General features: G+C 31.5%; 30 protein-coding genes and 2 riboswitches. Of the genes, 9 read left to right on the forward strand and 21 right to left on the reverse strand.

Going from position 1 to position 26,897, the window contains the following annotated elements; genetic code table 11:
- Positions 1 to 151: 151 nt before the first annotated feature.
- The 4 genes from OEW74_RS11830 to metE all read right to left on the reverse strand — a co-directional run bounded on the left by OEW74_RS11830 (position 152) and on the right by metE (position 4,575).
- Positions 152 to 598 (reverse strand): KTSC domain-containing protein, encoded by a 447-nt coding sequence (locus tag OEW74_RS11830; protein WP_265428687.1) that lies wholly within the window; start codon positions 596 to 598, stop codon positions 152 to 154.
- A 210-nt stretch (positions 599 to 808) separates the two neighbouring features.
- Positions 809 to 1,393, reverse strand: a complete 585-nt coding sequence (locus OEW74_RS19635) for a hypothetical protein (protein WP_322645557.1) — start codon at positions 1,391 to 1,393, stop codon at positions 809 to 811.
- A gap of 29 nt (positions 1,394 to 1,422) precedes the next feature.
- Positions 1,423 to 2,172, reverse strand: coding sequence for an HNH endonuclease (locus OEW74_RS11840; RefSeq protein ID WP_265428688.1), 750 nt, complete (start codon positions 2,170 to 2,172; stop codon positions 1,423 to 1,425).
- A gap of 87 nt (positions 2,173 to 2,259) precedes the next feature.
- Positions 2,260 to 4,575, reverse strand: coding sequence for a 5-methyltetrahydropteroyltriglutamate--homocysteine S-methyltransferase (gene metE, locus OEW74_RS11845; RefSeq protein WP_265428689.1), 2,316 nt, complete (start codon positions 4,573 to 4,575; stop codon positions 2,260 to 2,262).
- 525 nt (positions 4,576 to 5,100) lie between these two features.
- Positions 5,101 to 5,286: riboswitch (cobalamin riboswitch) on the reverse strand.
- Positions 5,287 to 5,439: 153 nt separating this feature from the next.
- On the opposite strand from metE, the gene OEW74_RS11850 reads away from it, so the two are divergent.
- A complete protein-coding gene (locus OEW74_RS11850) occupies positions 5,440 to 5,901 on the forward strand; it encodes an Lrp/AsnC family transcriptional regulator (RefSeq protein ID WP_074229194.1) in 462 nt (153 codons plus the stop codon).
- Between the two features lie 32 nt (positions 5,902 to 5,933).
- Here OEW74_RS11850 and OEW74_RS11855 read toward each other — a convergent pair whose 3' ends face one another.
- The 8 genes from OEW74_RS11855 to OEW74_RS11890 all read right to left on the reverse strand — a co-directional run bounded on the left by OEW74_RS11855 (position 5,934) and on the right by OEW74_RS11890 (position 10,879).
- Positions 5,934 to 6,497, reverse strand: a complete 564-nt coding sequence (locus tag OEW74_RS11855) for a suppressor of fused domain protein (RefSeq protein WP_265428690.1) — start codon at positions 6,495 to 6,497, stop codon at positions 5,934 to 5,936.
- A 55-nt stretch (positions 6,498 to 6,552) separates the two neighbouring features.
- The gene (locus OEW74_RS11860; RefSeq protein ID WP_265428691.1) at positions 6,553 to 6,753 is read right to left on the reverse strand and encodes a hypothetical protein; all 201 of its coding nucleotides are present in this window, start codon (positions 6,751 to 6,753) and stop codon (positions 6,553 to 6,555) included.
- A gap of 3 nt (positions 6,754 to 6,756) precedes the next feature.
- Positions 6,757 to 7,350 carry a hypothetical protein gene (locus tag OEW74_RS11865; RefSeq protein ID WP_265428692.1) on the reverse strand — a complete coding sequence of 198 codons (594 nt, stop codon included), beginning with the start codon at positions 7,348 to 7,350 and terminating at the stop codon, positions 6,757 to 6,759.
- Positions 7,351 to 7,369: 19 nt separating this feature from the next.
- On the reverse strand, positions 7,370 to 7,942 hold the full coding sequence (locus tag OEW74_RS11870; RefSeq protein WP_265428693.1) for a hypothetical protein: 573 nt from the start codon (positions 7,940 to 7,942) through the stop codon (positions 7,370 to 7,372).
- A 99-nt stretch (positions 7,943 to 8,041) separates the two neighbouring features.
- Positions 8,042 to 8,623, reverse strand: coding sequence for a GDP-mannose pyrophosphatase NudK (nudK, locus tag OEW74_RS11875; RefSeq protein ID WP_265428694.1), 582 nt, complete (start codon positions 8,621 to 8,623; stop codon positions 8,042 to 8,044).
- Between the two features lie 197 nt (positions 8,624 to 8,820).
- Positions 8,821 to 9,726 (reverse strand): TIGR01777 family oxidoreductase, encoded by a 906-nt coding sequence (locus tag OEW74_RS11880; protein ID WP_265428695.1) that lies wholly within the window; start codon positions 9,724 to 9,726, stop codon positions 8,821 to 8,823.
- A gap of 212 nt (positions 9,727 to 9,938) precedes the next feature.
- A complete protein-coding gene (locus OEW74_RS11885; RefSeq protein ID WP_265428696.1) occupies positions 9,939 to 10,277 on the reverse strand; it encodes a DUF2116 family Zn-ribbon domain-containing protein in 339 nt (112 codons plus the stop codon).
- Positions 10,278 to 10,282: 5 nt separating this feature from the next.
- A complete protein-coding gene (locus OEW74_RS11890) occupies positions 10,283 to 10,879 on the reverse strand; it encodes an HPP family protein (RefSeq protein ID WP_265428697.1) in 597 nt (198 codons plus the stop codon).
- A 496-nt stretch (positions 10,880 to 11,375) separates the two neighbouring features.
- Positions 11,376 to 11,480, forward strand: a riboswitch (TPP riboswitch).
- A gap of 26 nt (positions 11,481 to 11,506) precedes the next feature.
- On the opposite strand from OEW74_RS11890, the gene pnuC reads away from it, so the two are divergent.
- Both pnuC and OEW74_RS11900 read left to right on the forward strand, forming a co-directional pair.
- Positions 11,507 to 12,100, forward strand: a complete 594-nt coding sequence (gene pnuC / locus OEW74_RS11895) for a nicotinamide riboside transporter PnuC (RefSeq protein WP_265428698.1) — start codon at positions 11,507 to 11,509, stop codon at positions 12,098 to 12,100.
- A gap of 292 nt (positions 12,101 to 12,392) precedes the next feature.
- Positions 12,393 to 13,412, forward strand: coding sequence for a hypothetical protein (locus OEW74_RS11900; RefSeq protein ID WP_265428699.1), 1,020 nt, complete (start codon positions 12,393 to 12,395; stop codon positions 13,410 to 13,412).
- A gap of 15 nt (positions 13,413 to 13,427) precedes the next feature.
- Here the strand turns inward: OEW74_RS11900 and OEW74_RS11905 are convergent, their stop codons facing one another.
- On the reverse strand, positions 13,428 to 14,666 hold the full coding sequence (locus OEW74_RS11905) for a hypothetical protein (RefSeq protein WP_265428700.1): 1,239 nt from the start codon (positions 14,664 to 14,666) through the stop codon (positions 13,428 to 13,430).
- 295 nt (positions 14,667 to 14,961) lie between these two features.
- Here OEW74_RS11905 and OEW74_RS11910 point away from each other — a divergent pair, with 295 nt between their 5' ends.
- From OEW74_RS11910 to OEW74_RS11925, 4 genes are all read left to right on the forward strand, one after another.
- Complete coding sequence (locus OEW74_RS11910) at positions 14,962 to 15,294, forward strand: single-stranded DNA-binding protein (RefSeq protein ID WP_074229183.1); 333 nt, start codon at positions 14,962 to 14,964, stop codon at positions 15,292 to 15,294.
- A 177-nt stretch (positions 15,295 to 15,471) separates the two neighbouring features.
- Positions 15,472 to 15,930, forward strand: a complete 459-nt coding sequence (locus OEW74_RS11915; protein WP_265428701.1) for an HRDC domain-containing protein — start codon at positions 15,472 to 15,474, stop codon at positions 15,928 to 15,930.
- Positions 15,931 to 16,069: 139 nt separating this feature from the next.
- On the forward strand, positions 16,070 to 17,440 hold the full coding sequence (gene hisS, locus OEW74_RS11920) for a histidine--tRNA ligase (protein WP_265428739.1): 1,371 nt from the start codon (positions 16,070 to 16,072) through the stop codon (positions 17,438 to 17,440).
- A gap of 12 nt (positions 17,441 to 17,452) precedes the next feature.
- The gene (locus OEW74_RS11925; protein ID WP_265428702.1) at positions 17,453 to 18,139 is read left to right on the forward strand and encodes a DUF1835 domain-containing protein; all 687 of its coding nucleotides are present in this window, start codon (positions 17,453 to 17,455) and stop codon (positions 18,137 to 18,139) included.
- A gap of 98 nt (positions 18,140 to 18,237) precedes the next feature.
- Here the strand turns inward: OEW74_RS11925 and OEW74_RS11930 are convergent, their stop codons facing one another.
- From OEW74_RS11930 to OEW74_RS11945, 4 genes are all read right to left on the reverse strand, one after another.
- Positions 18,238 to 18,744 (reverse strand): thermonuclease family protein, encoded by a 507-nt coding sequence (locus tag OEW74_RS11930; protein ID WP_265428703.1) that lies wholly within the window; start codon positions 18,742 to 18,744, stop codon positions 18,238 to 18,240.
- Positions 18,745 to 18,928: 184 nt separating this feature from the next.
- Entirely contained in the window at positions 18,929 to 20,527 is a 1,599-nt protein-coding gene (locus OEW74_RS11935) for a hypothetical protein (RefSeq protein WP_265428704.1), read from the reverse strand.
- Positions 20,528 to 21,502, reverse strand: a complete 975-nt coding sequence (locus OEW74_RS11940; RefSeq protein WP_265428705.1) for a hypothetical protein — start codon at positions 21,500 to 21,502, stop codon at positions 20,528 to 20,530.
- A 5-nt stretch (positions 21,503 to 21,507) separates the two neighbouring features.
- A complete protein-coding gene (locus OEW74_RS11945; RefSeq protein WP_265428706.1) occupies positions 21,508 to 22,530 on the reverse strand; it encodes a hypothetical protein in 1,023 nt (340 codons plus the stop codon).
- Positions 22,531 to 22,690: 160 nt separating this feature from the next.
- Between OEW74_RS11945 and OEW74_RS11950 the strand changes: the two genes are divergently transcribed.
- Positions 22,691 to 23,488 carry a class I SAM-dependent methyltransferase gene (locus OEW74_RS11950; RefSeq protein WP_265428707.1) on the forward strand — a complete coding sequence of 266 codons (798 nt, stop codon included), beginning with the start codon at positions 22,691 to 22,693 and terminating at the stop codon, positions 23,486 to 23,488.
- A 33-nt stretch (positions 23,489 to 23,521) separates the two neighbouring features.
- Here OEW74_RS11950 and OEW74_RS11955 read toward each other — a convergent pair whose 3' ends face one another.
- The 4 genes from OEW74_RS11955 to OEW74_RS11970 all read right to left on the reverse strand — a co-directional run bounded on the left by OEW74_RS11955 (position 23,522) and on the right by OEW74_RS11970 (position 26,050).
- On the reverse strand, positions 23,522 to 23,764 hold the full coding sequence (locus tag OEW74_RS11955) for a YtxH domain-containing protein (protein WP_265428708.1): 243 nt from the start codon (positions 23,762 to 23,764) through the stop codon (positions 23,522 to 23,524).
- Between the two features lie 101 nt (positions 23,765 to 23,865).
- The gene (locus OEW74_RS11960; RefSeq protein ID WP_265428709.1) at positions 23,866 to 24,708 is read right to left on the reverse strand and encodes an isoaspartyl peptidase/L-asparaginase; all 843 of its coding nucleotides are present in this window, start codon (positions 24,706 to 24,708) and stop codon (positions 23,866 to 23,868) included.
- Between the two features lie 84 nt (positions 24,709 to 24,792).
- A complete protein-coding gene (locus OEW74_RS11965; RefSeq protein WP_265428710.1) occupies positions 24,793 to 25,119 on the reverse strand; it encodes an antibiotic biosynthesis monooxygenase family protein in 327 nt (108 codons plus the stop codon).
- 1 nt (position 25,120) lies between these two features.
- Positions 25,121 to 26,050 (reverse strand): alpha/beta hydrolase, encoded by a 930-nt coding sequence (locus OEW74_RS11970; RefSeq protein WP_265428711.1) that lies wholly within the window; start codon positions 26,048 to 26,050, stop codon positions 25,121 to 25,123.
- Positions 26,051 to 26,179: 129 nt separating this feature from the next.
- Here OEW74_RS11970 and OEW74_RS11975 point away from each other — a divergent pair, with 129 nt between their 5' ends.
- Positions 26,180 to 26,863, forward strand: a complete 684-nt coding sequence (locus OEW74_RS11975; RefSeq protein WP_265428712.1) for an ArsR/SmtB family transcription factor — start codon at positions 26,180 to 26,182, stop codon at positions 26,861 to 26,863.
- Positions 26,864 to 26,897 lie beyond the last annotated feature (34 nt).

The following is a 26,897-nucleotide window of genomic DNA, read 5'->3' on the forward strand; positions in this document are numbered from 1 at the left end:
TTAAAATATATCTTGCGGATTTTGCAGATTGCAGATGTTTGTGTTGTATCATTTGTGTTTATTTGTGAAAAATAATTTGTGTGATTTGTGTTTAAATAAAAAAAACTTCCGGAAAACCGAAAGCTTTATCATTCATTTTTCATGCGGAGCATTAGTCTGCCATCACTTCACCAGACTTTCTAAAGATAAAATTTCCATAGATATGTCTTCTTGCAAAGCGGCTTGGCGAATCTGCATTCACCATTTTAATATAGGTATTTCTTGGAACACCAATGTATTCAAACATTTTACCATTCAAGTGCTGAACTTTTAGAATAGATTTCTCCAAATAAAAATCAGTAATGATTGAAGTGGTAATCGTTTCTGTGTATTCTTCTTTGTATTTTTCCTGCGTTTCAGGGTTGATGCTTACCAAAAAATGATAGGCCTCAATCACAGATTTGCTTTTTTCTTCTGCAGCCAGTTTCCCTTCTTCATCATTCACGAATTTATCAGGATGCGTATCTTTCATCACATTTCTGTAAATTGTTTTCAAATCTTTCAAAGTAGCGGTATTGTCTACCTCAAGAAGTTTTCTGTAATCACCTATTTTTTTCATAACGTACAATCCTTATTTCGGGGTGCAAAATTAAGGATTTAAATTGAGAAAACCGTAAGTTTTTGATTATTAATTTGTTTGATATTAAAAAGATATGTTTAAATTAAGATTTGAGAAAATTTAATAATACTAAATTAAACTTTGATTAGCTTTTCATTAACAATTTTAATAATTTTTCCAGTACCAATTATTTGTAAATTTTCATATAGCTTAAAAACCCATTCCTGCTTTTAATTTTGCGTGAAAATATGCTTGAGATAGGATGTCGATTTCTGCATTTACCATATCTCCAGGGAAAGCATAATCTGTCCCAATATAAATTTGACGAGCGGAAGTTTTGTAATTATCAAAGTTGAAAACCAATTGACATCTATAATCACTTTTTACATAATTTTTTCTCCCTCCTTCATTTTCTTTTTTAAAATGAATTTGAGCTATAAAATCACATTTTGAATTTTCAGTTTCTAATTTATTCTCATGAAAATATTCATAAGCATAACCTTCTAAATCTCCACCTTCAGAAATTAGATTGTCTTCTTCATCATAAATTTTAAGGGATTCTTGTGAATCTCCAATACTTGCCGAACCATCTAAACCAAGCAAAATTGTATAAAAGGTATCATCTAAAAGATAAGAAATGATTTTTTTAAATTTTTCAGTTTCAATATCATTAAGATTTAATTCTTTAATTTTAGTTGAAACAAGAGTTCTATGTTCTGATTGAATATCAAAAGTTGAATGGAGAATATTTTGTTTTTCTTGGTAGAAGTTTTTTACGAATTCTTCGACAGTCATTTTATAATATTTTAATTTAGGTTCTAAATTTACCACCAAGTAAGATAATTTTTAGAAGTTGAATGATGAGTATTACTTTTGGTTTTATTACATGTTTCACAACTCAATTGAATATTACATGGATCATTGCTCCCATATAAATCAAGGGGAACCATATGATCATAGTTCTTATTTACTAAAGTATTAAAAATCATAGTTAAATCAGTATTGCAATATACACACCTCCCCTTATCTCTATGAAAGACTGCTTTTTTTACCCATTCAGGTATGTTTGTCCTTTTTATTGTTCCTTTTTTTGTTTTATTCTTTATATTAAAAGTATCAATATTATCAGTAATTATTTGTTTCATCAAATAATTAAACTTCAACATTAAATTTCTATTATTAAATGTAATATAAAACGATTCTTCGGCTAAGTAATGAAAGAGTAACGAAAATTCTTTTTTCCTATTTAAAAACCATTTGTAAATAGTATAACTTTCTTTAAATTTATATACAGGAACATAAATTTCATATGCGTCAAAAAGCTCATACCATGATTCAATAACATCTTCTTCTTGATAATAATCTTCATTTTTTTTAAAATCTCTATTGAAATGATTATATAATATATTCACCGCATATAAATGAAATAATGTAGTTTTTCTAAAGTTACATGAAGAATCTTCAAACTGTTTTATAGGATAATTCCACAAAGGCCAATTTATATCTATATGTGATTCAATAATTGCAGTAAAATCATAAATATTTTCAAATTTATATTCGGTTAATGATGACATTAGTTTTTATTTTCTAATTTAAAAATATTTATTGATATATTAAAACAGGAGCCCCAAAAGGCTCCTTTAAAAATAAACATTCATAAATTAAAGCGTCTCCAAAGCAAACTCCTCACTCATTTCCCTCGAAGCCTTCACCATTGCGATCAGTGCCTTTTCCGTTTCATCCCAATGACGGGTTTTCAAACCACAATCTGGATTCACCCAAAGTTGCTGTGCAGGGATTACGGCTTGTGCTTTTTTCAGCAATTCTACCATTTCCTCTTTCGAAGGAACTCTCGGCGAGTGAATATCATAAACTCCCGGTCCGATCTCATTCGGATATTTGAAATCTGCAAAAGCATTCAACAATTCCATCTGGCTTCTGGAACATTCAATTGTGATCACATCGGCATCCATATCGGCGATATTTTGGATGATGTCATTAAATTCAGAATAACACATATGCGTATGAATTTGCGTGGCATCTTCCACACTGCTTGCCGAAATTCTAAAGGCTTCAACTGCCCATTTCAGATAATTTTGCCAATCAGATCTTCTCAACGGAAGACCTTCACGAATTGCAGGTTCATCGATCTGTATAATTCTGATTCCCGCTTTTTCCAAATCATTTACCTCATCACGGATCGCCAAAGCAATTTGTTTACAAGTCGTTGAACGAGGCTGGTCGTCACGAACAAAAGACCATTGAAGAATCGTTACAGGTCCTGTCAACATTCCTTTTACCCATTTTTGAGTTAAAGATTGCGCATATTCCGACCAATAAACCGTCATAGGATTCGGTCTGTGAACATCTCCAAAAATTACCGGAGGTTTCACACAACGGCTTCCGTAACTTTGAACCCATCCGTTTTGAGTAAACGCAAATCCGGCCAACTGTTCGCCGAAATATTCTACCATATCGTTTCGTTCAAACTCTCCGTGAACTAAAACATCGATCCCAATTTCTTCCTGCCAACGAATCGTTCTTTCGGTTTCCTGTTTCAATAAAGTATCGTATTGTTCGGCATTCAATTCTCCTTTTTTGAATTTTGAACGCCAGTTTCTCACTTCTTTCGTCTGCGGAAATGAACCGATTGTAGTTGTCGGAAACAAAGGAAGTCGCAACACTTCCTGCTGCGTTTCTTTTCTTATAGTAAATGGCGAATTTCTTTGTGCATCTTCTTCCGATGTTACATCAATACGGTTTTTCACATCCTGATTGTGAATTAAGGTTGACGTTTTACGGTTCTCAATTGCTTTTTTATTTTCAGCTAAAGCCTGTAAAGCATTGTAATCCGGATTTTCTGAAGCTAATTTTTTTAAATGAACAATCTCATAGACTTTCTGTTTAGAAAAAGCCAGCCATTGCTTGATCTCAGGAGATAAAATGTCTTCGTTTTTCTCTGAATCAAGGTCGAAAGGAGAGTGGAGTAGTGAACAAGACGGAGCGATGAAAATTCTTTCTGAACCAATTTTTTCAACAGCTTTTTTAATAAAACTTAAAGACTGGTTGAGATCATTTTTCCAGATATTTCTTCCGTCAACGATTCCTAAAGATAGACTTAAAGTTTCCGGAATTGTATTTAAAACTTCATCCAATTGTTCAGGACAACGAACCAAATCAATATGCAAAACATCGATCGGAAGGGTAGTTGCCAACATAAGGTTGTCTTTTAACCCTTCAAAATAAGTCGCAACAATGAATTTAAGTTTCGGAAATTCTTTTCTGATTTCAGTATAAATAAACTGATACGTTTCTTTCGTTTTTTCATTTAGATCTAAAGCTAAAAACGGCTCATCAAACTGAATATATTCCGCACCATGATTTTCAAGTTCTTTTAAAATCTGAATATAAACCGGAAGCAAATTTTGAGCTAGATCTAATTTATCAAAACCTTCTTCTTTCTCTTTTCCTAGTAATAAATAGGTCAACAAACCGATAATCACAGGTTTGGCATTAATTCCTGCCTGTTTTGCGCTGATGAATTCTTTGATGATTTTATTGGAGAATAATTTAAACTCCTGATCTTTCTGAAATTCAGGAACGATGTAATGGTAATTGGTGTCAAACCATTTCGTCATTTCCATTGCGGTAATATCCAATCCATCTTTCTGAAAACCTCTTGCCATCGCAAAATAAAGATCGATTTCAGATTTTTTGAAAGCAATTTCCTGATAACGTTCCGGAATCGCTCCAACCGTTAAGGTCATATCTAAAACCTGATCGTAATACGAAAAATCGTTGCAAGGAATAAGGTCAATTCCTGCTTCCTGTTGTAGTTTCCAGTTGCTTTGAGTGATGGTTTTTCCGACCTCTAATAATTCGTCTAAAACAATTTTGCCTGACCAATATTGCTCGCAGGCTTTTTTGAGTTCTCTGTTGCTACCAATTCGCGGATAGCCAAGAAGATGTGTTTGCATTTCTTAAAAACTTTTAAATTAAATAATGATTTTAAAAGTTCTTCAGATGCTTCGAAATGCTCTCTTAGAAAAAGTTTTGTGGAGTAGAGTAGATACGGTGAATATGTAATTTTCTTATTAAGAATTTAAAATTTAACCATTAAGAAAGTTTAAGCAGTTAAGATTAATTAAGAAAACATTAAAAATGTTTTAAGCATCCTGCTTAATAATTTGAAAATCAAACTACCTTAAAAACTCATTTCTTAAACTTAAAATTCTTAATGTTGATTCTTTTTTGACGCAAAGTTTTAATTTAAACTTGAAAACATGTAAAGAGGCAAAGATTTTATCAATTTCATTGATTTGAGTAAGCTCCTGCATAAACATAAGCTTCATCAGCGACAAAGTCGCAACTCTTTGCTCCTTAAAAATTAAGAAGTCATAACAAAAAATCTTTGCGTTTAAAAATTAAAAAAGTTAGAATTTTAAACCAAAATTACATTCAAAAGTATCATCTGTAGACCTAAAAACTCCAATTCGCGAGAGCATTGATCATTCGGAACAGGCAGGTCTCCTGACTTGTAACAGTTTTTGTCATCCTTCCCGTTTTCACAGTGGATATTCTCGGACAAAAACTTTTGGTGTGTTACTTACAGTTGCGCGACAGCTCGTGATTCTCACACGATTCCCTATTAATTTACCTTAAGTAAAACCTTTTCCGTTTGATGAAGTATGTGAAAGAACAATTTCTTTGGTAAAGATAGGATTAAAGTTAATTGATTGGTTTTAATTTGAAAATAAAGGGTATTGTTCTTTTTATTGTGATTATAAAAGAATTTTATTCTTTAAATTTGAAAATTGTAACCCCAAAAAGAATATTATTCTGTGGAAAGACTCGACGAAAAGGATCTACAGCTACTAAGGATCCTCCAAAAAAATGCAAAACTGACCGTAAAAGAGTTGGCTAAAGAAGTAAATCTTTCAGCATCGCCTGTTTTTGAACGGATGAAAAGACTGGAACAGGAAGGATATATTAAGCATTATGCAGCCGTTTTGGAAGCTGAAAAGCTGAATCGTGGATTTACTGTTTTTTGCCAAATTAAACTCAAAATTCATGACCGTTCTGTAGGAAACCAATTTGTGGAAGATATTCTACAGATCGATGAGGTGGCAGAATGTTATAATATTTCCGGCGATTTTGATTTCTTACTGAAGGTTCAGGTAAGAGATATGAAGCATTATCAGGATTTTGTTTTTAATAAATTAGGAAGCGTAGATTCTATCGGAAGTACACACAGTACTTTTGTGATGGCGGAAGTGAAGAATATTTATGGGGTGAGTATTTAAAAGAAGGGAAAAATAATTTGAAATTATAGTTATCATACCTTATTTGTTATCCTTTTTCTTGTAACACTATAGTTGTCAAATTGTGGGTGAAACCAAAATTCTTTAAGTCCAATTTCATCATAAATGGTAATTTCTTCGGAATAGATAGGATAGAGTCCTGCAATATTTATTTTATAATCCGTACCAATATCGATGTCCAAATAATCTTCTTTTTGCAAAGTGCTTGGTGCAAATATTAAAAATGCATCCATTTCAGAATCTTCACTAATCTGTTCTCCAAAATCGATAGTTTCTCCATAACAAAAAGGAGATTTTCCTCTAAGCTGATTGGCAATAAATCCTGCTACAATTCCCCAATCAAGATTTTCAGATTCCACAGAGATACATAATTCAGGTCTGCTAAATTTCCAATCTGGATGGACAACTAATGAAAGACCATAAGTTATGGCTGTTATGAATCCTTTTTCCGGAATATTTCTGTAAACAATTGATGTTACACCTTTCATTCCTTCAATTAAGCTTTCATTATTATAAAATTCAGGTTCTTGTTGAAATATGTTGTCTAAATGTTCAAGATATTTTTCTATTGGAGTCATTTGATTTATAACCTTTTTGTAAAAATATAATAAAATTCGCTATTCATTAATTACTTCAATAATAATTACTCACCTCTATCAAATTCAAATCAGGATCTCTGAAATAAACCGATTTAATCTTTCCGGTTGCTCCAGTTCTTTCTATAATTTCTTTGATGATCTCTATATTTTTCTGTTTTAGTTCTTCTAAAACATCCTCAATATTGGTTTCTGCGATAAAACATAAATCTGCTGAACCAAATGTTTTTTTTAACATAAATTATTTCAAATTACGATTCGTGTGATAAATCGAAGCGAGTTCTTCTGTAGGAATTCTAACTGAATTTACATCATAAATATTGAAGTTTATCGACTGATAATCTTCATAAGTTTCAGCATAAAAAACTAGTGCATATTTATTATTTCTAAAATAAATCGGTTTCGAAAAACTATAAACAATAGAACACATCAATTTTTGTTCTTTGGTTGGGAAATCTTGCTTCAAATTACGATTGATGTTTAACTCTTTAAAATATAAAGCTTTAGAATTTGGAAACAAATGATCATTCCACATAAAAGTTTTTAACTTATTCAATTCTGAAATAAGATATTCCCGCTCAGATCTAGAAATAGAAAAGTAATTCTTCTTACCATGATCTTTTTCGAACTTATTTGTTTTCGTTAAAATTTCTATAGCTTGATCAATTGATTCGCCGTCAATGTCTTTTGTGTAATATAAACTGTCACATTTTACATTTCCATAACTTTCTCTACTCTTCATTTCTAAAGGGATATCAAAATAATCGAACTTTTCTTGACTTGAAAATAAATTAAAACTTAAAAATAAAATGATTAAAATAAATTTTTGTTTCATTTTTTACAATTTGTTTGATCTATTCAGTATCAATATACGTCAGTTTTGCCCCTTTAATAAATTCTTCCAAAGAAATGTCTTTTGTAGCTTTATCATTCATCAATTCAAAAAGATAGGTTGAGGTTGTGTTTAACCGGATGTCTTTTAGTGAAACTTTAAATCTCTTTGTTTTTATGTTTGAATTAAAAAAAGCCAACTCAGAAGTGTTGCTCAGCTTGATATTATTCACATCAAAAGAAGCTTTTGGATCTTTCTGAAGTTTCAAAAACCTTTTCTGTGTTTTATCAGTTGACTCATCTAGAAACTTCTGCATTTGATAATCGGTTAAAAGTTGCGGATAAATCAAACCTTCTTTCAGAATTGTACCTGTGATTTTATCGGATTTGTCATAATAAACTGTCTTATCATCAAACTGTATCAGATTATCTTTTACAAGAATTTTTCCTGCAAATTTTTTATAATTTTTCTTTTTATAATCGGTTTTAAAATGCTCAACGATGGCAGCATCTTTCGTACTTAACTTATCATTTTTCTGGGCAAAAAAATTAGAAGAAAGCAATAGTGAAAGACCAATTGTGAATATAAATTTCATAATATTTTATGTTTTTGTTTAATTAAAATCTTAAAACTATGCAAATTTCATTTTTTAATACATTGATTTTAATCCATCAACTATCAACTAAAAAACTATTTACAAAATATTTTTCAGACGAAGATGCTGTAAAAGCATAATGGTTTTGGCATCTTTTATTTCGCCCTTGTCGATCATAGAAAGAGTTTCTTCAAACTGAAGTTGCAATACTTCGATGTTTTCGCCTTCCTCTTCCAATCCGCCACCTTCGTTTATTTTCATATCATCAGAATATTCGGCAATAAAAAAATGCAGAATTTCTGTAACCGAACCGGGCGACATATAAGCTTCGAATATTTTTTCTACTTTCGAAATTTTATAACCGGTTTCTTCTTCAGTTTCTCTTTTAATACAATCTTCGGGATTATCGTTGTCTAAAAGTCCGGCACAAGCTTCAATCAACATTCCGTCCAGATTTCCGTTGATGTAAGTCGGAAGGCGGAACTGTCTCGTTAAAATTACATTTTTAGTATGCGTATTGTACAGTAAAATAACGGCTCCGTTTCCTCTGTCATAAGCTTCTCTGCTTTGAATTTCGGTTTGCCCATTTTCTTTTTTTATATTGAAGGTTACCTTCTTTAAAGTGTACCAATTATCTGATAAAATCTCTGTTTTCTCGATACTTACATTCGTCTCTTGCATTCTATATTGTATATCTTTTTATTTTAATGATAGTTTTTATTAAAAAACTCTGTGTTCTTTGTCAAGTGAAACGCCTTTGCCTCAATTATATAATTAATTTTTTATTTGAATCGGCGAAACTTTGTTTTGCGAACTTAAAAACAGTTAGTAATTAATAAATCTTTGCGTCCTTTGCGTTTAAAAAATTAATCACGGCATTATTTTTTCAGTAAATCTTCCAAAGCCATTTTCAAATCAGGAAATTGGAATTCAAAACCAGCTTTCTCTATTTTCTCTGATGAAGCTCTAGAACCTTCCAGCAAAGCGTCTGCCAATTCACCAAATATCAATTTTAAAATAAATGACGGAACATTCGGCATCAACAAGGGTTTGTTTAAAACCTTCGCAATTAGTTTTGTTAAGTTTTCATTCGTTGTATGTTGTGGTGCTGAAGCATTATAAGAGCCTTCAATTTCAAGATTTTTTAAAGCAAACTCATACATCCTGCAAATATCATCAATATGAATCCACGACATATATTGTTTTCCGCTTCCAAGTGGCGACCCAATTCCGAATTTTATTGGAGTCATCATTTTTGCCAAAGCGCCTTCATTTTTAGAAAGAACAACAGCTGTTCTTATTTTTACCACTCGTTCTGCGATATTTTGCTCTTTAAATTCATCAGCAGCTTTTTCCCAAACCACAACAACTTCACTTAGAAAGTCATTTCCGGGAGCATCGTTTTCAGTGAAAATTTTATCTGTAGTTTTTGTTCCGTAAAAATTAATTCCGGAAGCTGAAATGAATGATTTTAACTTTAAATTTTTCTTCTTAAGTGTATTTAAAATCAATTTAGCAGAATCTACACGACTCGAAATCAATTCTTTTTTTCGGTCTTCAGTCCAGCGTTTTTCAGAAATATTGGCTCCTGCAAGATGAATGATGTGGCTTACATTTTCAAAAGCGTTTTCCTCAATAATCTGGTTTTCAAGATCCCATTCAAATTCGTTTTCAGCTTCTTTCTTGCGGGTTAAAAAACGTATTGAATATTGATTTTCCAGTTTTTTTGAAAGCACTCTTGCAATGGTTCCGCTTGCACCGGTAATTAATACAATTTCTTTCATCTCTTTTTTTAGATTATTTTTTTAATACCTGATTTTTTTAACCACAAAAGCAACAAAAGATTTTATGATGGAATAAGCTATTCAAAAGCTAACAAAACAAAAATAAATTAAAATTTTACATTTTTGAAACTTTTGAATTTCTCTTTTTCAATCATTTCTTTTGATACTTTTGCGGTTAAAATTATATTTTGAATTTTTTATCAAGTATCAAACTAATTTTTTACAATTAAAACGTAATCTTCTTCAAGAATTTTATAGCCGTGATCGTAAATAAACTTGTATTCCGAACCGTTTTTATACACTTTTATATTGGTGAAATAATTAAAATCAAAACCTAAGCCATCAAGTTTAGATTTCGGAATTTTGGTTTTCCCTTCGATATTGATTTCATTCAGAATGCGGTAGTTTTTACGGAGCTTATTATTCACATTCCGCATCAGGTTGCTCGAATCTTTATTTTGCTTATTGTTGTAAGCATTTCTACAGGCATCATTGCAGAATTTTTTATCAGATCTTCCAATGATTTTTTCGCCGCATTCTATACATTCCATACTTTTTAATTTTTCAAATTGTGTCTGTGTCTTTTATGTAAAAGTTGCTTCCATTTTGTACTGTTGGGATAGCTTCTGTGTTTGGTCATATTATTAAAAACGAAAGCCACTAAAAGTAAAATTAAGCAGCCAGAAAGAACCGGAGAAACCGCATACCAATATCCCAGTTCAGGAATTTTACCCGTAGAACTTACTGCAATTAAAGCTGTTGCTCCACCGGGTGGATGAAGCGTTTTGGTGTATTGCATGGCAACAATTGAAAAAGCAACAGCAAGCGGTGCAGAAAGCCAGATAATATCAGGAACAATTTTAAAAACGGTAACACCGATCAATGCTGAAATTACATGTCCGCCAACAAGATTTCTTGGTTGAGCCAATGGACTTTGAATGGCTCCATAAATCAATACACAAGAAGCTCCGAATGAGCCGATTAAAAAAATGCTTTCTTGTTTAAATAGATATTGAGACTGCAGAAAAGCAATCAGTCCAATCCCGAAAAACGCACCCAGAAAAGACCAGAAATGCTCTTTATAATCAACAAGAGTTTCTTTATAAATGACATATTTTGAAACTCTGAGCGTTCTTTTGAAGTTTTTTTTCACAATAAATTTATTTGAGATTTAAAGGTACAAAATATCCGTTTGCAAACGGGTATGAAAATAGATTGATTGAATTTCTTTAAATGTTATCTTTTGTATTTAGTGGAACCTATTTCAAGTTTTCCTTTTAATTTCTGAGATTTATGTAATTGACCTGAGTTAAGAGTGAGAAATTCAACAAAACCTTTTACGCAAAGATTTTAATTTTTAAACTTATTATTTTAAGGAGCAAAGAATTGCGACAAAGTCGCTGATGAAGCTTTAATGCAACGAGAGCTTAATAAAAATCAATTTATTGATTCATCTTTGCTTCTTAAAAATGAGATTTGAGAAAATCAAACTTTGCGTTAAACAAGCGACGAATTAAAAATTAGAAGTTCATAGCTGTTGCTAATCTGTATTTAGGTTAATTAAATATTTTTCATCTGCAAATTTGCAGAATCAGCGAGACAATTATTTCTGTTTTAATTTTTTATTTTCAAAAATAAGCCTCAATTTTGCTCCATCAATGGGGTGCTGCAAATTGCGGCTGAGATGATACCCGGGAAAATTTTCCACACCTGATTCGGATAATGCCGACGTAGGGATTTTTTGATTTATCATCTCATCATTTAATTTATATAAGTTAATTTGATGCAGGACATTTTACAACAGACAACATGGCAAGAATGGCTTGGTGTCTTCTTTTCAGTATTTCAGGTTTTATTGGCAAGAAAAAATAATTCAAATAATTATCTTTTTGGTATTGCGGGGATTTCACTAACGCTTTATGTGATGATACAATCTAAACTCTACGCAGAGTTTACGCTTAATCTTTACTATCTGGTAATGAGTATTTATGGATGGCTGTATTGGAAGTTTGGAAAAAGAAGATCTGAAACAACAATTTCTGAAACGACCAATAATGAAAAATTAAGTACTGCAGGAATTGTGATTGGAACCTTTAGTATTTTTTATTTTTTCCTGACAAATTTTACAGATTCTGATGTTCCGATCTTGGATTCTTTGGTCAGTGCTTTTGCATGGGCAGGAATGTGGTTAATGGCTCGTAGAAAAATTGAAAACTGGATCTTACTCAATATCAGCAACATTATTGCAATCCCCTTGTTGATTCATAAAGGCCTTTATTTGTATGCAGTTTTGACGGCTTTCTTGTTCATCGTCGCAATTTCTGGTTATTTGGAATGGAGGAAAAGTATTAGATCTAAACCGGTTGTTGTTTAATTAAAATGCTTAAACGAATCGAGATTATCTGCTTGATCTGTTAAATCAGCGAGAAGTAGTTAAACGCAAAGTTTTATATTAAAAATACATATTATAAAGGAGCAAAGATAACACCTTCGTTGCTGATGAAGCTTGAAAACATACGCTTAAAATCAATTTTATTGATTATTCTTTGCCCCTTAAATAATAAACATACAGAAGTAAAACTTTGCGTTGACAAAATAAGAATTATAAAGTTCCATTTAGATTAAAGAAATTAATCTGTTTAATTATTCAGAGATAGATAGAAGGTATGTTTACACCTAAAGAAATAAGAGAAAAAATGTATGGAGCTTCTGAAGTTCCACAATCAATCATTGATCAGATTTATCATGAAAGATTGCTTCAGATTTGGGTTCCGAAAAGGTATGATGGATTAGGATGTCGTTTAAATCAAGGTTTGCAAATCCTTTTTGATTGGTCAAAAATCGATGGAAGTTTAGGCTGGATGCTCACTTTATGTTCAGGAGCTAATTTTTTCTCGAGAAACTTAAACCCCAATATAGCTAAAGAACTTTTTTCCAATTCAAAAACCTGTTTTGGCGGAAGCGGGATGATTGGCGGAACAGCCGAAAAACAAAACGACGGAACTTTTTTGATTAACGGACTTTGGCATTTTGCAACGGGTGCTCCTCATTTAAGCCATTTTACATTGAATGCAAAGCTTACCGACAACGGAATTTCTTTGCTTGATGAATCGGGAAATGAACTCATCAGATCTTTTGTTATTTCTAAAAATCAGGTTGAAATTATTCCAAATTGGAAATCGATGGGAATGAAAGCAACCGGAACGTATTCTTTTAAAGTTGATAATATAAAAGTTTCTGAAGATTATAGTTTTATATATGATGAGTTTTTTACGGATGATGTTTTAGATAAAGTTCCGTTCAGAATTTTTGCAGATTTGACCTTGTTGGTCAATTATCTCGGAATGGCTTCTCATTTTGCCGAAGAAGCGATTAAAATTAGACCTCATCTTGATTTAAATTTTTTCGATAAAAAAATAGAAGATGCGATGGTAAAAGTGATTGATTTTGCCAATGAAATTAAAAGTTTATTAAACGAATTTCAATGTATAAACCAAGAAAAGCAATTTGAAATTCACGATTATTCTTCAGATTTAGTTAACGATTTATCCCAAAAGATTTTGCAGATTTACATTCAATTAGGAATAAAAGCAAGCCATACTGATTCTGCAGTCTATCAGGTTTTTTGTGATTATTTTACGGCAACGCAGCATTCTAATTTTAGGAGGGAGTTTGTGATTAAATAAATTTGATAAAACCGACTACTTTATTTCTTCGATAGGAATTTGATTTTTCGAGTTACTTATCAAAACGGCATAATCAATAAAATTTGTAGTAGATTTTCCTTTCAATTCTTTGCCGTTACTTTTTTTTAGAAAAAGTTTTACTTCAATCAGGTCTGTTCCAAAATTGTAAGGCGAATTTTCTTTATTTAATTTATAAAGTGTTACATCAGATAGTTTCGTTTTCTTCAGATATTGAATACCCTTAAAATATTCTTTCCAATAATCTCCAATCCCGTAACCTTTTTCGGTTGTGTAGGATTGATAATTTCCTTGTTTGTCATAAATTTTATCCCAAAGAACCTCACTTTTCGTTAAATACCCGATAATGGTGATTACCTTATTTCGATTATATATATTCTGTTTTATCAATCTTGTGAAAAATGAAGGATAATTTTCTTCTCGTTCTTTTTCGATATGAAAAAATCCATATTTAGCAAATTGTTTTTTGGTTTCGAGATGGTATATATTTTTTAAGTAAAGATAATTGTCAAAAATTATTTTTTCACGGTCTCTTTTTTTGTCAAAATTGTAAGCAATGTTTTTAAGTATATGATGAAAACTTATGGTGTCCTTAATTTGCGGAGCATAAAGATTTTTATTCGCTTTATAATCTGTAATAAATTTTTCTAAAAGTTGAGTTATTTCTTTATTTTGAACATTAAAATCTGCATTTTTTTTTGATAGCTTTATTTTTAGTTTGTCTTTCAATTTCCAGTTGGAAATATTTTCAGCTAAATATAAAATATGTTTTATTGGAAACCGATATTCGTTGATAATATCAAAACCAATTACTTTTATTGGGCTGTCTTTATATGATTGATTTAGTAATCTTAGATTTTTCCAATGTTTAAAGGTTTCGATTGTTCCTTCCTGCTTTACAATTGTTTGAAAAGCTAAAACCAACTCTTTCAACAAGTCTTCATTTCCTGTTTCTAAGTATTGTTGAAAGAAAAAAGCTTGACTAAAATTGGTTTCAGGAATATAATAATCAAGAGCATTTTGTTTTTTTAGACTTTGAATAATGGCTAATTCGGCTTCATAAGTTTTAGCTCCTCCATGATAAGCTCCAAAACCAATTATATTAAAACTTGTTTGTGGAAATTTAAAATTAGTTTTCTCAAGATCGAACCGGTTTTGTCTTAAATATTCTTTTTTGCTTTGTGAAAATACGGCTAGGGAAATAACCAGAACTAGAATTGTAAATATTTTTTTCATAATGTGTTTAAATTAGGTAATCAAAATAATGTTTTCAAATTCAAGTGATGTTAGTTCTTCATTTGTTTGCTGTTGGTTTATAATTATTTCTGTTGACATTCAAATTTATGCAATTTTAAATAAATGTGTTTTAAGTGGTGATAGTTAATTGTTTATCCGTTTTCAAACGACTACAAACGAATTTAAACAGTTTATTACCGACTAATTTTTGCAATCTGATGAATCTTTGCAACAGAGATTTGAGAAAACAAGTGAACGTCTCTTATCTAAATTGCTAATCTTAAAATATAAAGTTATGTCACTAAGAAACAAAGTAACCTTAATAGGTTTCACAGGAAAAGAAGTAGAAACAGTAAACTTCGAAAACGGAGGGATGAAAATTTCAGTTTCACTGGCTACAAATGATCATTACACCAATGCAAAAGGTGAGAAAGTAGAAGAAACACAATGGCACAATCTGGTTGCTTTTGGGAAAACTGCTGAGATTTTTCAGAAATATGTTCCAAAAGGAAAAGAGATTGCTATTGAAGGGAAATTAACGTACAGATCGTATGACGATAAAGACGGCGTGAAAAGATATATTACCGAAATCAGAGTAGATGAACTTCTGCTTTTAGGAAGTAAATAATATTCGTTTTCAACCTACACTTTTTTACGATAAACTACTTTGAGCTCTTTGCTGAGTTTATGCCTTTGCGAGCTTAAAACAGTGAGTTGTAAAGAAAACTTTGTGCACTTTGCGTTAAAATAGTTGTAGGATTAAAACGGAAAATCAAATAATTGCTAAACTTTAAAATCACAAATAATGAAAATAAAAGTTTTAAAAATCAGAATTGCAGATGAATTTCTGCGTGAAGACCAAAAAATATTTGATCATTTTCTTGAAAATCATGAAATTATTAAAACTGAAACGGCATTTGTGCACGACGAACAGTTTTGGTCAGTTGTACTGTATTTTAATGATGTAGAATCTACAGTTAATAAAACGAGTGTAAAAGATTCTAAAGCTGTAAAATATTCAGCGGAAGACGAAGTTCTGAATAATGACGAAATAAAAATTCTGGATGCCCTGAAACTGTGGCGTTCCGAGAAAGCAAGAGAACAAAATCTTCCGACGTATTTTATTGCAACCAATAAAGAACTCGTGTCTGTTGCTAAGTATAAACCTGCAAAAAAAGAAGAGCTACTCGACATCAAAGGCTTCGGAAAACATAAGATTGAAAACTATGGTGAAGAGATTTTAGAAATCCTGGAAAGCGTGTAAAATGAATACCCTAAAACACAAATGATGAAATGAAGGCCGGAGAAATAAAATCTGCGGCTTTTTTATGAGTTTAAAAGTCCTTTCAATTCCTTATTTTTGCAATCAATTACTGATTACTTATTATTCATTACTCATAAATATGAAGCCAAGCTTAGCAAAAGGAACGAGAGATTTTACATCGCTGGAAGTTTCAAGAAGAAAATACATCATCAATATATTACAAAAGAATTTCGAATTATTTGGATTTCAGCCTTTGGAAACTCCTAGTTTTGAGAATCTTTCAACATTGACCGGGAAATATGGTGAAGAAGGAGACCGTTTGATTTTTAAAATTTTAAATTCAAGCATCAACGAAGCTAAAGAAGAAAAGAAAACTCAGATGTTGACCGATTTTCAGAAAGCTTTAGATAAACCATTTAGCGCAGAAAGTCTTACAGATAAAGCTCTTCGTTATGATTTAACGGTACCTTTCGCGAGATTCGTTGCCATGAATCATGGGAAATTAACATTTCCGTACAAACGTTACCAAATTCAACCGGTTTGGAGAGCAGATCGCCCGCAAAAAGGAAGATTCAGAGAATTTTATCAGTGTGATGCCGATGTTGTAGGAAGTGAAAGTTTGTGGCAGGAAGTTGATCTGGTGCAATTGTATTTAAAATCTTTTGCTCAGTTAAAAGTTTCGGTTACGATTCATATCAACAACAGAAAGATTCTTTCAGGTTTGGCAGAATATGCGGGAATTACAGATAAACTGATCGATTTCACCGTTGCTTTAGATAAGTTAGACAAAATCGGGAAGGATGGAGTAGTGAAGGAACTTTTAGAAAGAAATATTTCTCAGGAATCGATTGATAAATTAGATTTCCTTTTCAATCAGTCGAATGATGCTTTGGAGAATCTTCTTCAGTTGAAAGAAAAATTTGTAGGAAATGAAGTTGGTTTGAAAGGTGTTGAAGAACTAGAATTTGTGATTACTCAATCTCTAAATTTGGGTGTAGATATTCAGAATCTTGTTTTTGATATTACTTTGGCGCGTGGTTTAGATTATTACACCGGAGCAATTTTTGAAGTGAAAGCAGATGAAGCGCAAATGGGTTCTATCGGTGGTGGTGGAAGATATGACAACCTTACTGAAGTTTTTGGTGTAAAAAATGTTCCCGGAATTGGAATTTCTTTTGGCTTAGATAGAATTTATCTGGTAATGGAAGAGTTAAATCTTTTCCCTGAAGAAGCTACTTCAAATGTAGAATATCTGTTTGCCAACTTTGGTGGAGAAGAAACTTCGGACGCTTTAAGATTAATCATCCAATTAAGAGAAAAAGGAATTTCTGCAGAACTTTATCCTGAAAGCGCAAAAATCAATAAGCAATTCACTTACGCTGAAAAGAAAGGAATTAAAAACCTTGTTTTCTTAGGTGAAGAAGAGCTAAAAAATAATACCGTTACTTTTAAAAACTTAGAAGCAGGAGAACAGAAAACGGTTTCTTTGGAAGAGTTTCTTAATTCTTAAGCTTTTTAACAGATGAAAACTTTTCACATTTTGAATGGCGATTGTTTAGCCGAAAAATTTCCAAAAAATTTGGAAGGTGAAAGTATTATCTGGCGTGAAGTTTTAATTGATGGACCTGTTTCGGACAATAAATTCTTTGAAAATCGTAAAAAATTTATAAAAGAAAATTACGATTCAGAAAGCGACTATGATGAATTGGTTGTAAAGGAATTTCAGAAAATGCAAAATATTCCTGAGGATTCTGCTGTATTTTTCTGGTTTGAAGACGACTTGTTTTGTCAGGTGAATTTTTGGTTTTTAATTTCGAACTTGAATTTAGGTAAAACAAAGATTTTTAGAGTTTTCCCAAAAGACATAGAAAAAGGATTTGCAGAAAGTGATGAAAACGATTTACTGGAACTATTTGATTCGGCAAAAGAAATTAATGATACCGAAAGAAAATTAATTTCAAATCTTTGGGCAGATTTCCAAAAGAATAATTTATCGAAAGGGAACTCATCTGAAATTGTAAAAAACCTTGAAGAACTGATTACTGCAAACGAAAATAGGTTTAACGGAACTTTGGAAAATCAGATAAAAGATATTCAAAAAACAGCAGAAAGTTTCGAAGAAATTTTCAAAATATTTAATCAAAAATATCCTGTTTATGGTTTTGGAGATTTGCAGTTAAAGAGATGTATTGACCAGTTTTTCAGATGATTTTTTAAAGAATATTGAAATAATCGTTTAGGAAATAAAAGTATAATTTTGTAGATGAAATATTAGAATTCCGGCTCGAAGAGCCGGAATTCTTTATGTTATTTAATTTTAGAAGTAGAAGAGAAGGATTGTTGTGAGGATTTTTTTCGTGATTTCCTCCATTCCCAAGGCGCGGTCGGGTTTTTGTCATTCCATAATCCTAATTTCAGCTTTCTTGCCTGCTTTTCCAGATCATCATAGCTGTTGTCTTTAGAATATTTTTTGTAATGCCAAGCAAAACCATTTTTTACAAGCTCTTTATTAAGATTTTTTCCGTTTGATAATATAATTTCGGCAAGCAATCTTTTATTGCGATCTTTTTTCCAGCCTGTAGAAAGTTTAACTTTTTTTCCAAAGCACAGATCTGATGCAAACTGTTTTGCATTTTTTCCGAACGGTTGTTTTTTTTCAGGACAATCAATATTCGAAAGTCTCACAGTTTGTGGTTTTCCATCTATTAATATCTCCACAGTATCACCGTCTTTTACCCCGATTACTTTGTAAGATTTGTTTTGCGAAAAGATTATAATTGGAAAAAGGAAGAGAAGAAAAGTTTTATAAATCATTTTTTTAAGAACAGTACAAAAAAGCTTAAGTATCTTTTTTGCTGCAAAAGTATCAAAAGAAATGATAAAAAAATCTATTCAAATGGGATGTATTCCATTAATTTATTTTATCCATTTTTAAAACACTTACTCTCAGGATATTGGCAAACTGAGAGTAAAAAGTATGGTTATTGAAATTTTATTTTCAATGATCTGCGCTCTGATAAGTATTTATTTCGGATACATTTTTATCAGAAGGTTTTAAGTAGAATGGTATTTTTAGTAATAAATCTTTCCTTATTAAAATCTTTTTTGAATCGAATGCATCAATATTTTCTTTAATTAAATCATCTGCATAATCGTCCTTTTGAAATTGATAAACATCCTTGATTATCTTATTTTTTTCAAAAATTAAATTTACAATCTCGTCAACATGTGTTGTGGTGTCCGTAAGTTTATTCAAATCAAGGTTTTTGTTCTCTGCATTCAAAGCCATTTTATTAGGCAAAGGATTAAGCTTGCTTTTCCATAAGCTGTCTTTTTCTGAAACTTCATCTGTAACTGTTTCTTGAGATACGGGAGAAACGTCTGGAATTACTTCCTGCTTCTTTTCTTTCTCGTAAAACATTGTGAAAAACACCAATGCACCTATCAATAAAAGATTCAAAACAAAAGAAATAATGAGAAAAACTACATTTTTATTTTGCTTTTCTTCGGTATGATGAGAAAATTCTGACAAAGACGGTCTTTGTAACGGAAAAGAACTCGTATTTCGATTATTGGTTAAAGATGAAATTTGGTTTGGATGATCTAACTTTTTCTTTTCGTCATAAAACTCTTTCTCAATCTGTTTTATAGAATTATTAACCTCTTCAAGCTGTTTTCCAGATTCCAAAGCAGAAATAAATTCATTGAATTTGCGTAAAAAATTTGCGTATAAGCTATTTAAATCAGCTAAATTTTTGTCTGCTTTCTCAATTTTTTTACCGTTTTCTAAATGTGTTTTTTCGTCTTGCTCAATTTGCTTTTTTAAATTTTCATATTCTGTTCTTCCCTCATCTTCAATTTTTTTACTTTTCTGTTTCAGCTTTGAAATGGTATTGATCAACTGCTGCTTTATTTCATTTTGAAAATTTTGAATTTCTTCTTCTAAAATATTGATGTCAATTAATCTGAAAAGCCTTTTTTGAGACACAAATTCAGCGATTTCTTTACTGTCAATAAAAAACAGAGTCTCGTATTTTGGTAAAATTTCCAAAGCTTTTTTAAATAGATTCTGGATAGAATTATTGTCTAATTTATTGGTGAAAATAACCAAGTTTTTATCTGAACTTTGCCAGTCTATAAAACCTATTTTTCTGCTGTTGTATTTAATTTTTTCAAAATCCTGATCAAAAACATTGGTGAGATTAAACTCTTTTGAATGATTAATATTTAAAACATTATTGCTTACACTATTGTTTTTTAATTTCTGGTGAATCTGGTGCAACGAGTTTAATATCAAATTTTCATCGGCTATTTCATCAGAAAAAATCAAGCTTGTTCCGATAAAAGTACCTGTTCTGTTAGAATTTTTTTCTTTTGCATAGGTATAAACAGAATAAGAGATCAAAAACTTATCGGCAATACCTTCTTTTCTAATCGAATAAATACGGTCATTGGGAGATAATAATTGTATAGCATCTGTTTTTAAATCGAAAGTTTTTAGAGCTTTTTCTAAATTTTTGTTTCCATAAATACAGGATTGTGTAAAACCATTCGGTGTCCCAAATGTTGCATAACCAAAGACATTTATATTTTTCATTTATTTTGAAAAGCTAAATTTTATTTTTTCCCAGAAAGTACCTTCGTAATCCAAATTGTAACCAACAATATTGTGATAGAGCCACTTTGCAATGACTTCTGCTGACTCCAGATTCAGGAGTGTTATTTTTTCAATTCCGGCCTGATTTTGCACGGTTCCTATTGTAAAATAGGTTTTGCTGAGGTTGTAAGTATCAATTCTGTTATTGGTCATACTCAATCTTTCACTGATGAAATTTTCAAGATGTTGCTCGTTATCTACGCCCGTATTTCCAGATTTATCCCATTTAGAAATCACAAGAAGTACGTTTACATTTTTTAGATTTTTCCCCTTTTTTTCCAGATAATCTAAAAACTCTACGATTTTAGAATCCTCATTGTGCGCTTTGTCATAGCTTGTTACAATCAGAAAGTTTAGCGGAATATCTGAGTTTAAATACGCTTCAATATCTGCATGATATCTTCCGCCTCTTGAAATTTCGTTATGATTTTCTCCTGCTGTTTCCAAAAATGAAATATTAATGGAAGGAACTTTTTTCGATTGATTATTCGGGTCAAATACAAAATCTAATCTTGTCACCTGATCTCTCGTACTTCTGTTGGGAAGAATGCCCTTTTTTATATTTTCAAAAAAATCAGCCAATAAAATTTGCGCTTCCCTGGAATTCGGACTTCCCAATTTGGGTCTTAAAACTCCGGCATAAGAGTTTAAATAATACAAAATTGCCGATAAAATAACAGATTTCCCTGAAGCAGATGTTCCGTAAAAGAAAACGAAATTACTGTCTTTATTTTTCACAGTGGTTGTACTTCCATTTGAAGTGGGAACAAAACCGTTGTCTTCTATTTCAGGATGCGTGTAAATGTTTTCATTCGTTACAATCTCGTTTTGAGACTCTGTAAAATCATCGAATTTTTTAAAATCGTTATCATAATCATAGTTATCGAAAGAAAAAGGTTTGTCATTATTCATCATGGTAATTATTTATTTGGGATTAATGTTTTGCCTTTTTTTCTGTTTCCTAAAACGCTGTTATTGGTTCTGCTATCCGGACTTGTCACCAATAAAATAATAATTACAATCACAAAATCTAACAAAATACATCCCGCCAAAACAACAAACTGATACATTCCGAAGTTTTTAATTGCGTGCTCAAACGCATAACCTATTTTTCCAACGTCTTGCGTTTTAGAAAGTAAAGGTTCGAATTTAAATTTTTCTTCTCCTAAAACATTACTTCCTCGGTTGCCAAGTTTGTTATAATCTGTTAAGGCATTGTCTATAAGCGCTTGTGCTAAAAGATCTTTCTCTTTTTTAGGCAACAATAAGAACTCTTGTATTCTTTTATTCCATTTCAGAACAGAGTTGTTGATGTCAGATTTCAGATTTCTTTCGTCCGGTGACAAATCCATCACCATATTGTCGATTTGGCTTCCCATTCTTTGCGCTAAATCTTCATAATCATTTCCAATCGGAGTTAATAAATCTACTTTTTGCCCGGTCATTTTTTCAATATCTCTGATTAATGATTGCGCTCTTGAGCCGATTCCCTGATTTGCAGGATCAATAATTTGAGCCATTAATTGTTTTTTCTTAATCTCAATATTTCTTGTGGTTTCTTTCGGGTATTTATAATTTAATTTAGCTTCAATATTGTTTTCCAGCGTATTAAAATCTTCATTAATCGTTTTTAATTCAGTGGTATAAATGTCTGTACGCATAAATCTTGTGTATAATGCGTTGAAATTGGCAATAAAACAAAACGATGCAATGAATATGTAAATTCCTACCAAGCTTCCGGTAGATTTACCTTCAAGTTTTGCGGCACGAAGCATCCAGCAGAGGAATAATAATAGCAAAGAAAGTACGAGTGCTATTACGAATGATGCGTTGCCGAAGATCTGTTCAAGCCCGACCCAGGTTTGATAAAAGCTCACGCTGATTAATAATATTGCGAGCACGCCTAAAAATAGATCTGATGCTCCTAAAGAATTTTTACTCATGGTTGGTATTTATAATATTGTTTTTTTTTCTTTATTCTAAAACAAGAATTTCAGTGTTCTAATTTTCTTCAAAACTACAGTGGCATTCTTGTATTTTTTTACGGGAAACCATAAAGCGCGAATGTTTCAGGAAAAAAATTATATTTACAGAAAAATAACAATGGAAAATTATTTAGACATCAACAGAAAATCCTGGAATGCCAAAGTAGAACCACATCTGAAATCTGATTTCTATTTTTTAGATGAATTTCTAAAAGGAAGAACTTCTTTAAATTCTATAGAATTGGAACTTTTAGGAGATGTAAAAAGTAAAACAATTCTGCACTTGCAATGTCATTTTGGGCAGGATTCTATTTCGCTTTCAAGAATGGGAGCAAAAGTTACCGGAATTGACCTTTCAGATAAAGCAATTGAAGCAGGAAGAGATTTAGCAAAACAATGCAATACCGATACTGAGTTTATCTGCTCTGATGTGTATGATTTACCAAATATTTTAGATGAAAAATTTGATGTTGTTTTTACAAGTTATGGCACAATTGGCTGGCTTCCTGATCTTGAAAAATGGGCGGGTGTAATTGATCATTTTTTAAAACCAAACGGACAATTTATCATAGCAGAATTTCATCCTGTAATTTGGATGTTTGATGATAATTTTAAAGATATTGCGTATAACTATTTCAATGAAAGCCCAATTGTAGAAACCTACGAAGGAACGTATGCAGACTTTTCTGCCGAAATCGTTCAGGATTACGTAATGTGGAATCATTCATTATCAGAAGTAATGCAGAGTTTGATAAATAAAAACTTAGTAATAGATCAGTTTCAGGAATTTGACTGGTCACCTTATCCTTGCTTTAAACACATCGAAGAATTTGAAAAAGGAAAATGGCGAACGGAAAAATTTGGTAATAAAATACCTATGGTTTATGCCCTTTCAGCACAAAAAAAGTCATCGTAATGATGACTTTTTTTATATGAATGCTTTAAAATTTTAAATTTTAGAAGCAGAATCTTCAACTTTCGCTTTCGCTTCGTCAAATTTACTTTGAGCTTGGGAAGCCACTTCATTTGCTTTATCTTTCAAATCGTTTCCCCATTTGTTCAAATTATCCTTTGCAGAGTTGATTTTGTCTTTTACAGCTTGTTGCTGTTCCGGAGTAGATTTTTTGTACTTCCAATATGCTAAAGCACCTAGTCCTAATAAAGCTAATAATCCGTTTGTCTTATTTCCCATGATTTCTGATTTTTAAAAGTTATAATATTAAAATTTTGTTATTAATAACTATGTAAAATGTGTGCCAAAAAATTTATGGGAATAATAAAAATATGTTAAAATTATTTAAAGATTTCAAACTGATTTCCATCAAAACTTGCAAAAACCATTGTAGGATAAGAATCTTGATGATAAATATTTCCATTTTTATCAATGGCAATAGCTCCAGCAAAACCGTCTATCACTTTTAGTTCAGCAAAAGTTTTGTTGAAAGCGTCTTTTAAGCTCATTCCATCGGTCACTCTGGTTACAATTTTGGCAGAAGTTGCATTGCTTACAATATCTTCACCAACACCGGTACAGCTTACTGCGCAAAATTCGTTGGCATAATTTCCGGCTACCGTTGCAGAATCAGAAATTCTTCCCGGAATCTCAAAACCTTTCCCTCCGGTAGAAGTTGCAACGGCTAATTTTCCGTTTTTATCGATCGCAACGCAACCCACCGTTCCTTTTCCGCCGTTTTTTAGTTTCGCTTCGTATTCTTTTCTTCTTTGAGGAATTTCTGTTGGAAAATTTTCAAATCCGTTATTATTAGCATAAATTTTAGCTCCGTTTCCTCCTAAAACCCGGTCGTCTTCTTTCATTAGTTCTTTCGCCACAAAAATAGGATTCTTCACATCCTGAATATTGATAACGCCGCTCATTTTCTGAGTTTCACCATCCATCAATGCCGCACTCATTCTGATAACGCCGTCGCTTTGAATTTGCGAACCGATTCCTGCATTAAACAATTCGTCATCTTCCAAAAGAGAAACTGCATACGCAACAGTGTCAACAGCTGAATGGGTTTCTAAATATTGATATGCTTTTTCTGCAATATTTTTTAAAGAATTTTGTTTGGCAACTTTCACTTCATGGCTCTGGTCGCTTTCGGAGAAAAATCCGCCGTGGATAATGATTTTCATATTGATTATTTGATTTTAAATATATAAAAAAAAGTGCTTTGCTTTTTCTAATAATCGAATACAATTTGCCAATTTACTTTCAAATTACCGAAAAGGACATTCTTTTCTATCATAAAATCCGTAATTTCTAACAATATTTCCTACTCTGATTTTGTAATCGTTAAAAATAGAACTGCGACCTTTTTGCTGCGCGCTTTTATGTTGTTCAAAATTTCTCCATTCAGAAATAGCGTTTTCATTTTCCCAAAAAGACAAAGAAAGAATTTTTTGGTCGTCAGAAAGACTTTGAAACCTTTCTATGGAAATAAATCCTTCAATATTTTTCAGCTCTTTCTTTAGCGCTGCGGCTATATCCAGATATTCACTTTTTTTGGATTCATTGATCCAAACTTCAAAAATTACAGCGATCATTTTATTTTGATTTTAAAAATAGTTCAACTTCTTCGTACAAATGAAATCTTCTTTTTTCCAAATGCAGAACATGGGTACTTTTATCGATCAGTACATATCTTTTAACGGGCGCATTTTTTATTTCAGAAAACACTTTATGCGCTTCTTCTTCATTAAATGCAATATCCCATTCGCCTCTTATCAGCAAGGTAGAATTTTTAATTTTCGATGGATAAAAAAAACAGTTTCCATTCCAGCATTCAAAAAGATCTTTTTCCCAAGCCGAAGGAAAACGTATGGTGTGAGGAAATCTTTCTTTAGCTGAAGGATCACTTTTTAACCATTCGTTTCCCCATTTTGTGAAAATTTCATCTTCTAAAGTCATTTCACAATCATCAGGAATATGGCTCAAAAACTGATTTATCCTTTCTGATGGTGATAAATCTGTATAAACTGTTGTAGGTTTTTGCCAAGATGTTAATCCGGATCTTTGGACAATGGGTGCAAATAATATTAATTTGTCTATTTTGTCTGGAAAAACTGTTGCATAATATCCGGAAATTGTTGCACCCCAAGAATGACCTATTAAATGTATTTTGTTGTAAATCAATTTATTAAAAATATAATCTATCGCAATATCAATATCTTTTACCAAATCTTTCCCGTTGCAAGAATTGACAAATTCATTTCCCAAATCCGACATATAATCGTATCTATCTGATTTACCGTAACCTAAAAAATCTAACGCAAAAACATCATAACCAGCTTCTGAAAGATAGTCTGCCCAAGAAATTCCGTTCATTTGAAATCCCGAAGAAAGTTGCGAAGGAAATGTTGCGCCATGTATAAACAAAACAGCTTCGTCTGCGTTTTTATATTTGGCTTTTTGAAAATTCAGATTAATTTGCTTTTCGGGTATTCTGCTATTTAACTTTACATCAGTTTGTTTCATTTAAAAAAAAATATTGCAAATCTGGATAAGATTTTTGATTAATTATATTGCAAAATTAAATACTTAAAAATCTTAAAAGTTCATTCTAAAATGAATTATAAATTTTAATTGTTTCCTAAATTTGTCATTATGGAAATCGAAAATGAGTTTACAAAAATAGCTTCACTTATCGGCGAAAGAGCGCGCGCTTTAATTTTGTGGTCTTTGCTGGATCAGAAAGCTTACACCGCTTCCGAATTAAGTATTATAGCAGATATTTCGCGACAATCGGTAAGTAATCATTTATCAAAACTTATTGATGCGAAACTCGTTTGTGCCGACAAACAAGGTCGTCACAGATATTTTCGACTGACCGATGAAAATATCGCGCATGTAATTGAATCAATGGCGAGTTTGATTCCTCACAAAAAAATAGAAATTAAAAAAAATGCAAATGCAGAAAAACTAAGTTTTGCCAGAACCTGTTACGATCATCTTGCAGGCAAAATTTCTGTTGAAATTGTAAATGCTTTGCTCAATAAAAATATAATCTGTCTAGACAAAGATTCTTTTACAGTAACTGAGTTTGGTGAAAAATGGTTTGATGAGATTGGAATCAATATCGATAATTTAAAAAATAAAAATCGCTCTTTTGCCCACAAATGTTTGGATTGGACAGAAAGAAAACATCACATTGCAGGAGCTTTAGGCAACGCCATTTTAGAAAAATTTCTGGAAAAAGACTTTATCCGAAAAAAGAAAAACAGCCGTGAAATATTAATCACGACTGTCGGGAAAAAATTCTTTTATGAAAAACTGAACATAAGTTTATAATTTTATAAAATTATTCAGACTAATTTTATTATTT

This window comes from Chryseobacterium sp. YIM B08800 (genome assembly GCF_026163565.1).
Taxonomy (GTDB): Bacteria; Bacteroidota; Bacteroidia; order Flavobacteriales; family Weeksellaceae; genus Chryseobacterium.

Coding starts and splice junctions, on each gene's coding strand:
- OEW74_RS11830 (WP_265428687.1), bottom strand. CDS start 598: ATGAAAAAAATAGGTGATTACAGAAAACTTCTTGAGGTAGACAATACC.
- OEW74_RS19635 (WP_322645557.1), bottom strand. CDS start 1,393: ATGACTGTCGAAGAATTCGTAAAAAACTTCTACCAAGAAAAACAAAAT.
- OEW74_RS11840 (WP_265428688.1), bottom strand. CDS start 2,172: ATGTCATCATTAACCGAATATAAATTTGAAAATATTTATGATTTTACT.
- metE (WP_265428689.1), bottom strand. CDS start 4,575: ATGCAAACACATCTTCTTGGCTATCCGCGAATTGGTAGCAACAGAGAA.
- OEW74_RS11855 (WP_265428690.1), bottom strand. CDS start 6,497: ATGACTCCAATAGAAAAATATCTTGAACATTTAGACAACATATTTCAA.
- OEW74_RS11860 (WP_265428691.1), bottom strand. CDS start 6,753: ATGTTAAAAAAAACATTTGGTTCAGCAGATTTATGTTTTATCGCAGAA.
- OEW74_RS11865 (WP_265428692.1), bottom strand. CDS start 7,350: ATGAAACAAAAATTTATTTTAATCATTTTATTTTTAAGTTTTAATTTA.
- OEW74_RS11870 (WP_265428693.1), bottom strand. CDS start 7,942: ATGAAATTTATATTCACAATTGGTCTTTCACTATTGCTTTCTTCTAAT.
- nudK (WP_265428694.1), bottom strand. CDS start 8,623: ATGCAAGAGACGAATGTAAGTATCGAGAAAACAGAGATTTTATCAGAT.
- OEW74_RS11880 (WP_265428695.1), bottom strand. CDS start 9,726: ATGAAAGAAATTGTATTAATTACCGGTGCAAGCGGAACCATTGCAAGA.
- OEW74_RS11885 (WP_265428696.1), bottom strand. CDS start 10,277: ATGGAATGTATAGAATGCGGCGAAAAAATCATTGGAAGATCTGATAAA.
- OEW74_RS11900 (WP_265428699.1), top strand. CDS start 12,393: ATGTTTACACCTAAAGAAATAAGAGAAAAAATGTATGGAGCTTCTGAA.
- OEW74_RS11905 (WP_265428700.1), bottom strand. CDS start 14,666: ATGAAAAAAATATTTACAATTCTAGTTCTGGTTATTTCCCTAGCCGTA.
- OEW74_RS11910 (WP_074229183.1), top strand. CDS start 14,962: ATGTCACTAAGAAACAAAGTAACCTTAATAGGTTTCACAGGAAAAGAA.
- OEW74_RS11915 (WP_265428701.1), top strand. CDS start 15,472: ATGAAAATAAAAGTTTTAAAAATCAGAATTGCAGATGAATTTCTGCGT.
- hisS (WP_265428739.1), top strand. CDS start 16,070: ATGAAGCCAAGCTTAGCAAAAGGAACGAGAGATTTTACATCGCTGGAA.
- OEW74_RS11925 (WP_265428702.1), top strand. CDS start 17,453: ATGAAAACTTTTCACATTTTGAATGGCGATTGTTTAGCCGAAAAATTT.
- OEW74_RS11930 (WP_265428703.1), bottom strand. CDS start 18,744: ATGATTTATAAAACTTTTCTTCTCTTCCTTTTTCCAATTATAATCTTT.
- OEW74_RS11935 (WP_265428704.1), bottom strand. CDS start 20,527: ATGAAAAATATAAATGTCTTTGGTTATGCAACATTTGGGACACCGAAT.
- OEW74_RS11940 (WP_265428705.1), bottom strand. CDS start 21,502: ATGATGAATAATGACAAACCTTTTTCTTTCGATAACTATGATTATGAT.
- OEW74_RS11945 (WP_265428706.1), bottom strand. CDS start 22,530: ATGAGTAAAAATTCTTTAGGAGCATCAGATCTATTTTTAGGCGTGCTC.
- OEW74_RS11950 (WP_265428707.1), top strand. CDS start 22,691: ATGGAAAATTATTTAGACATCAACAGAAAATCCTGGAATGCCAAAGTA.
- OEW74_RS11955 (WP_265428708.1), bottom strand. CDS start 23,764: ATGGGAAATAAGACAAACGGATTATTAGCTTTATTAGGACTAGGTGCT.
- OEW74_RS11960 (WP_265428709.1), bottom strand. CDS start 24,708: ATGAAAATCATTATCCACGGCGGATTTTTCTCCGAAAGCGACCAGAGC.
- OEW74_RS11965 (WP_265428710.1), bottom strand. CDS start 25,119: ATGATCGCTGTAATTTTTGAAGTTTGGATCAATGAATCCAAAAAAAGT.
- OEW74_RS11970 (WP_265428711.1), bottom strand. CDS start 26,050: ATGAAACAAACTGATGTAAAGTTAAATAGCAGAATACCCGAAAAGCAA.
- OEW74_RS11975 (WP_265428712.1), top strand. CDS start 26,180: ATGGAAATCGAAAATGAGTTTACAAAAATAGCTTCACTTATCGGCGAA.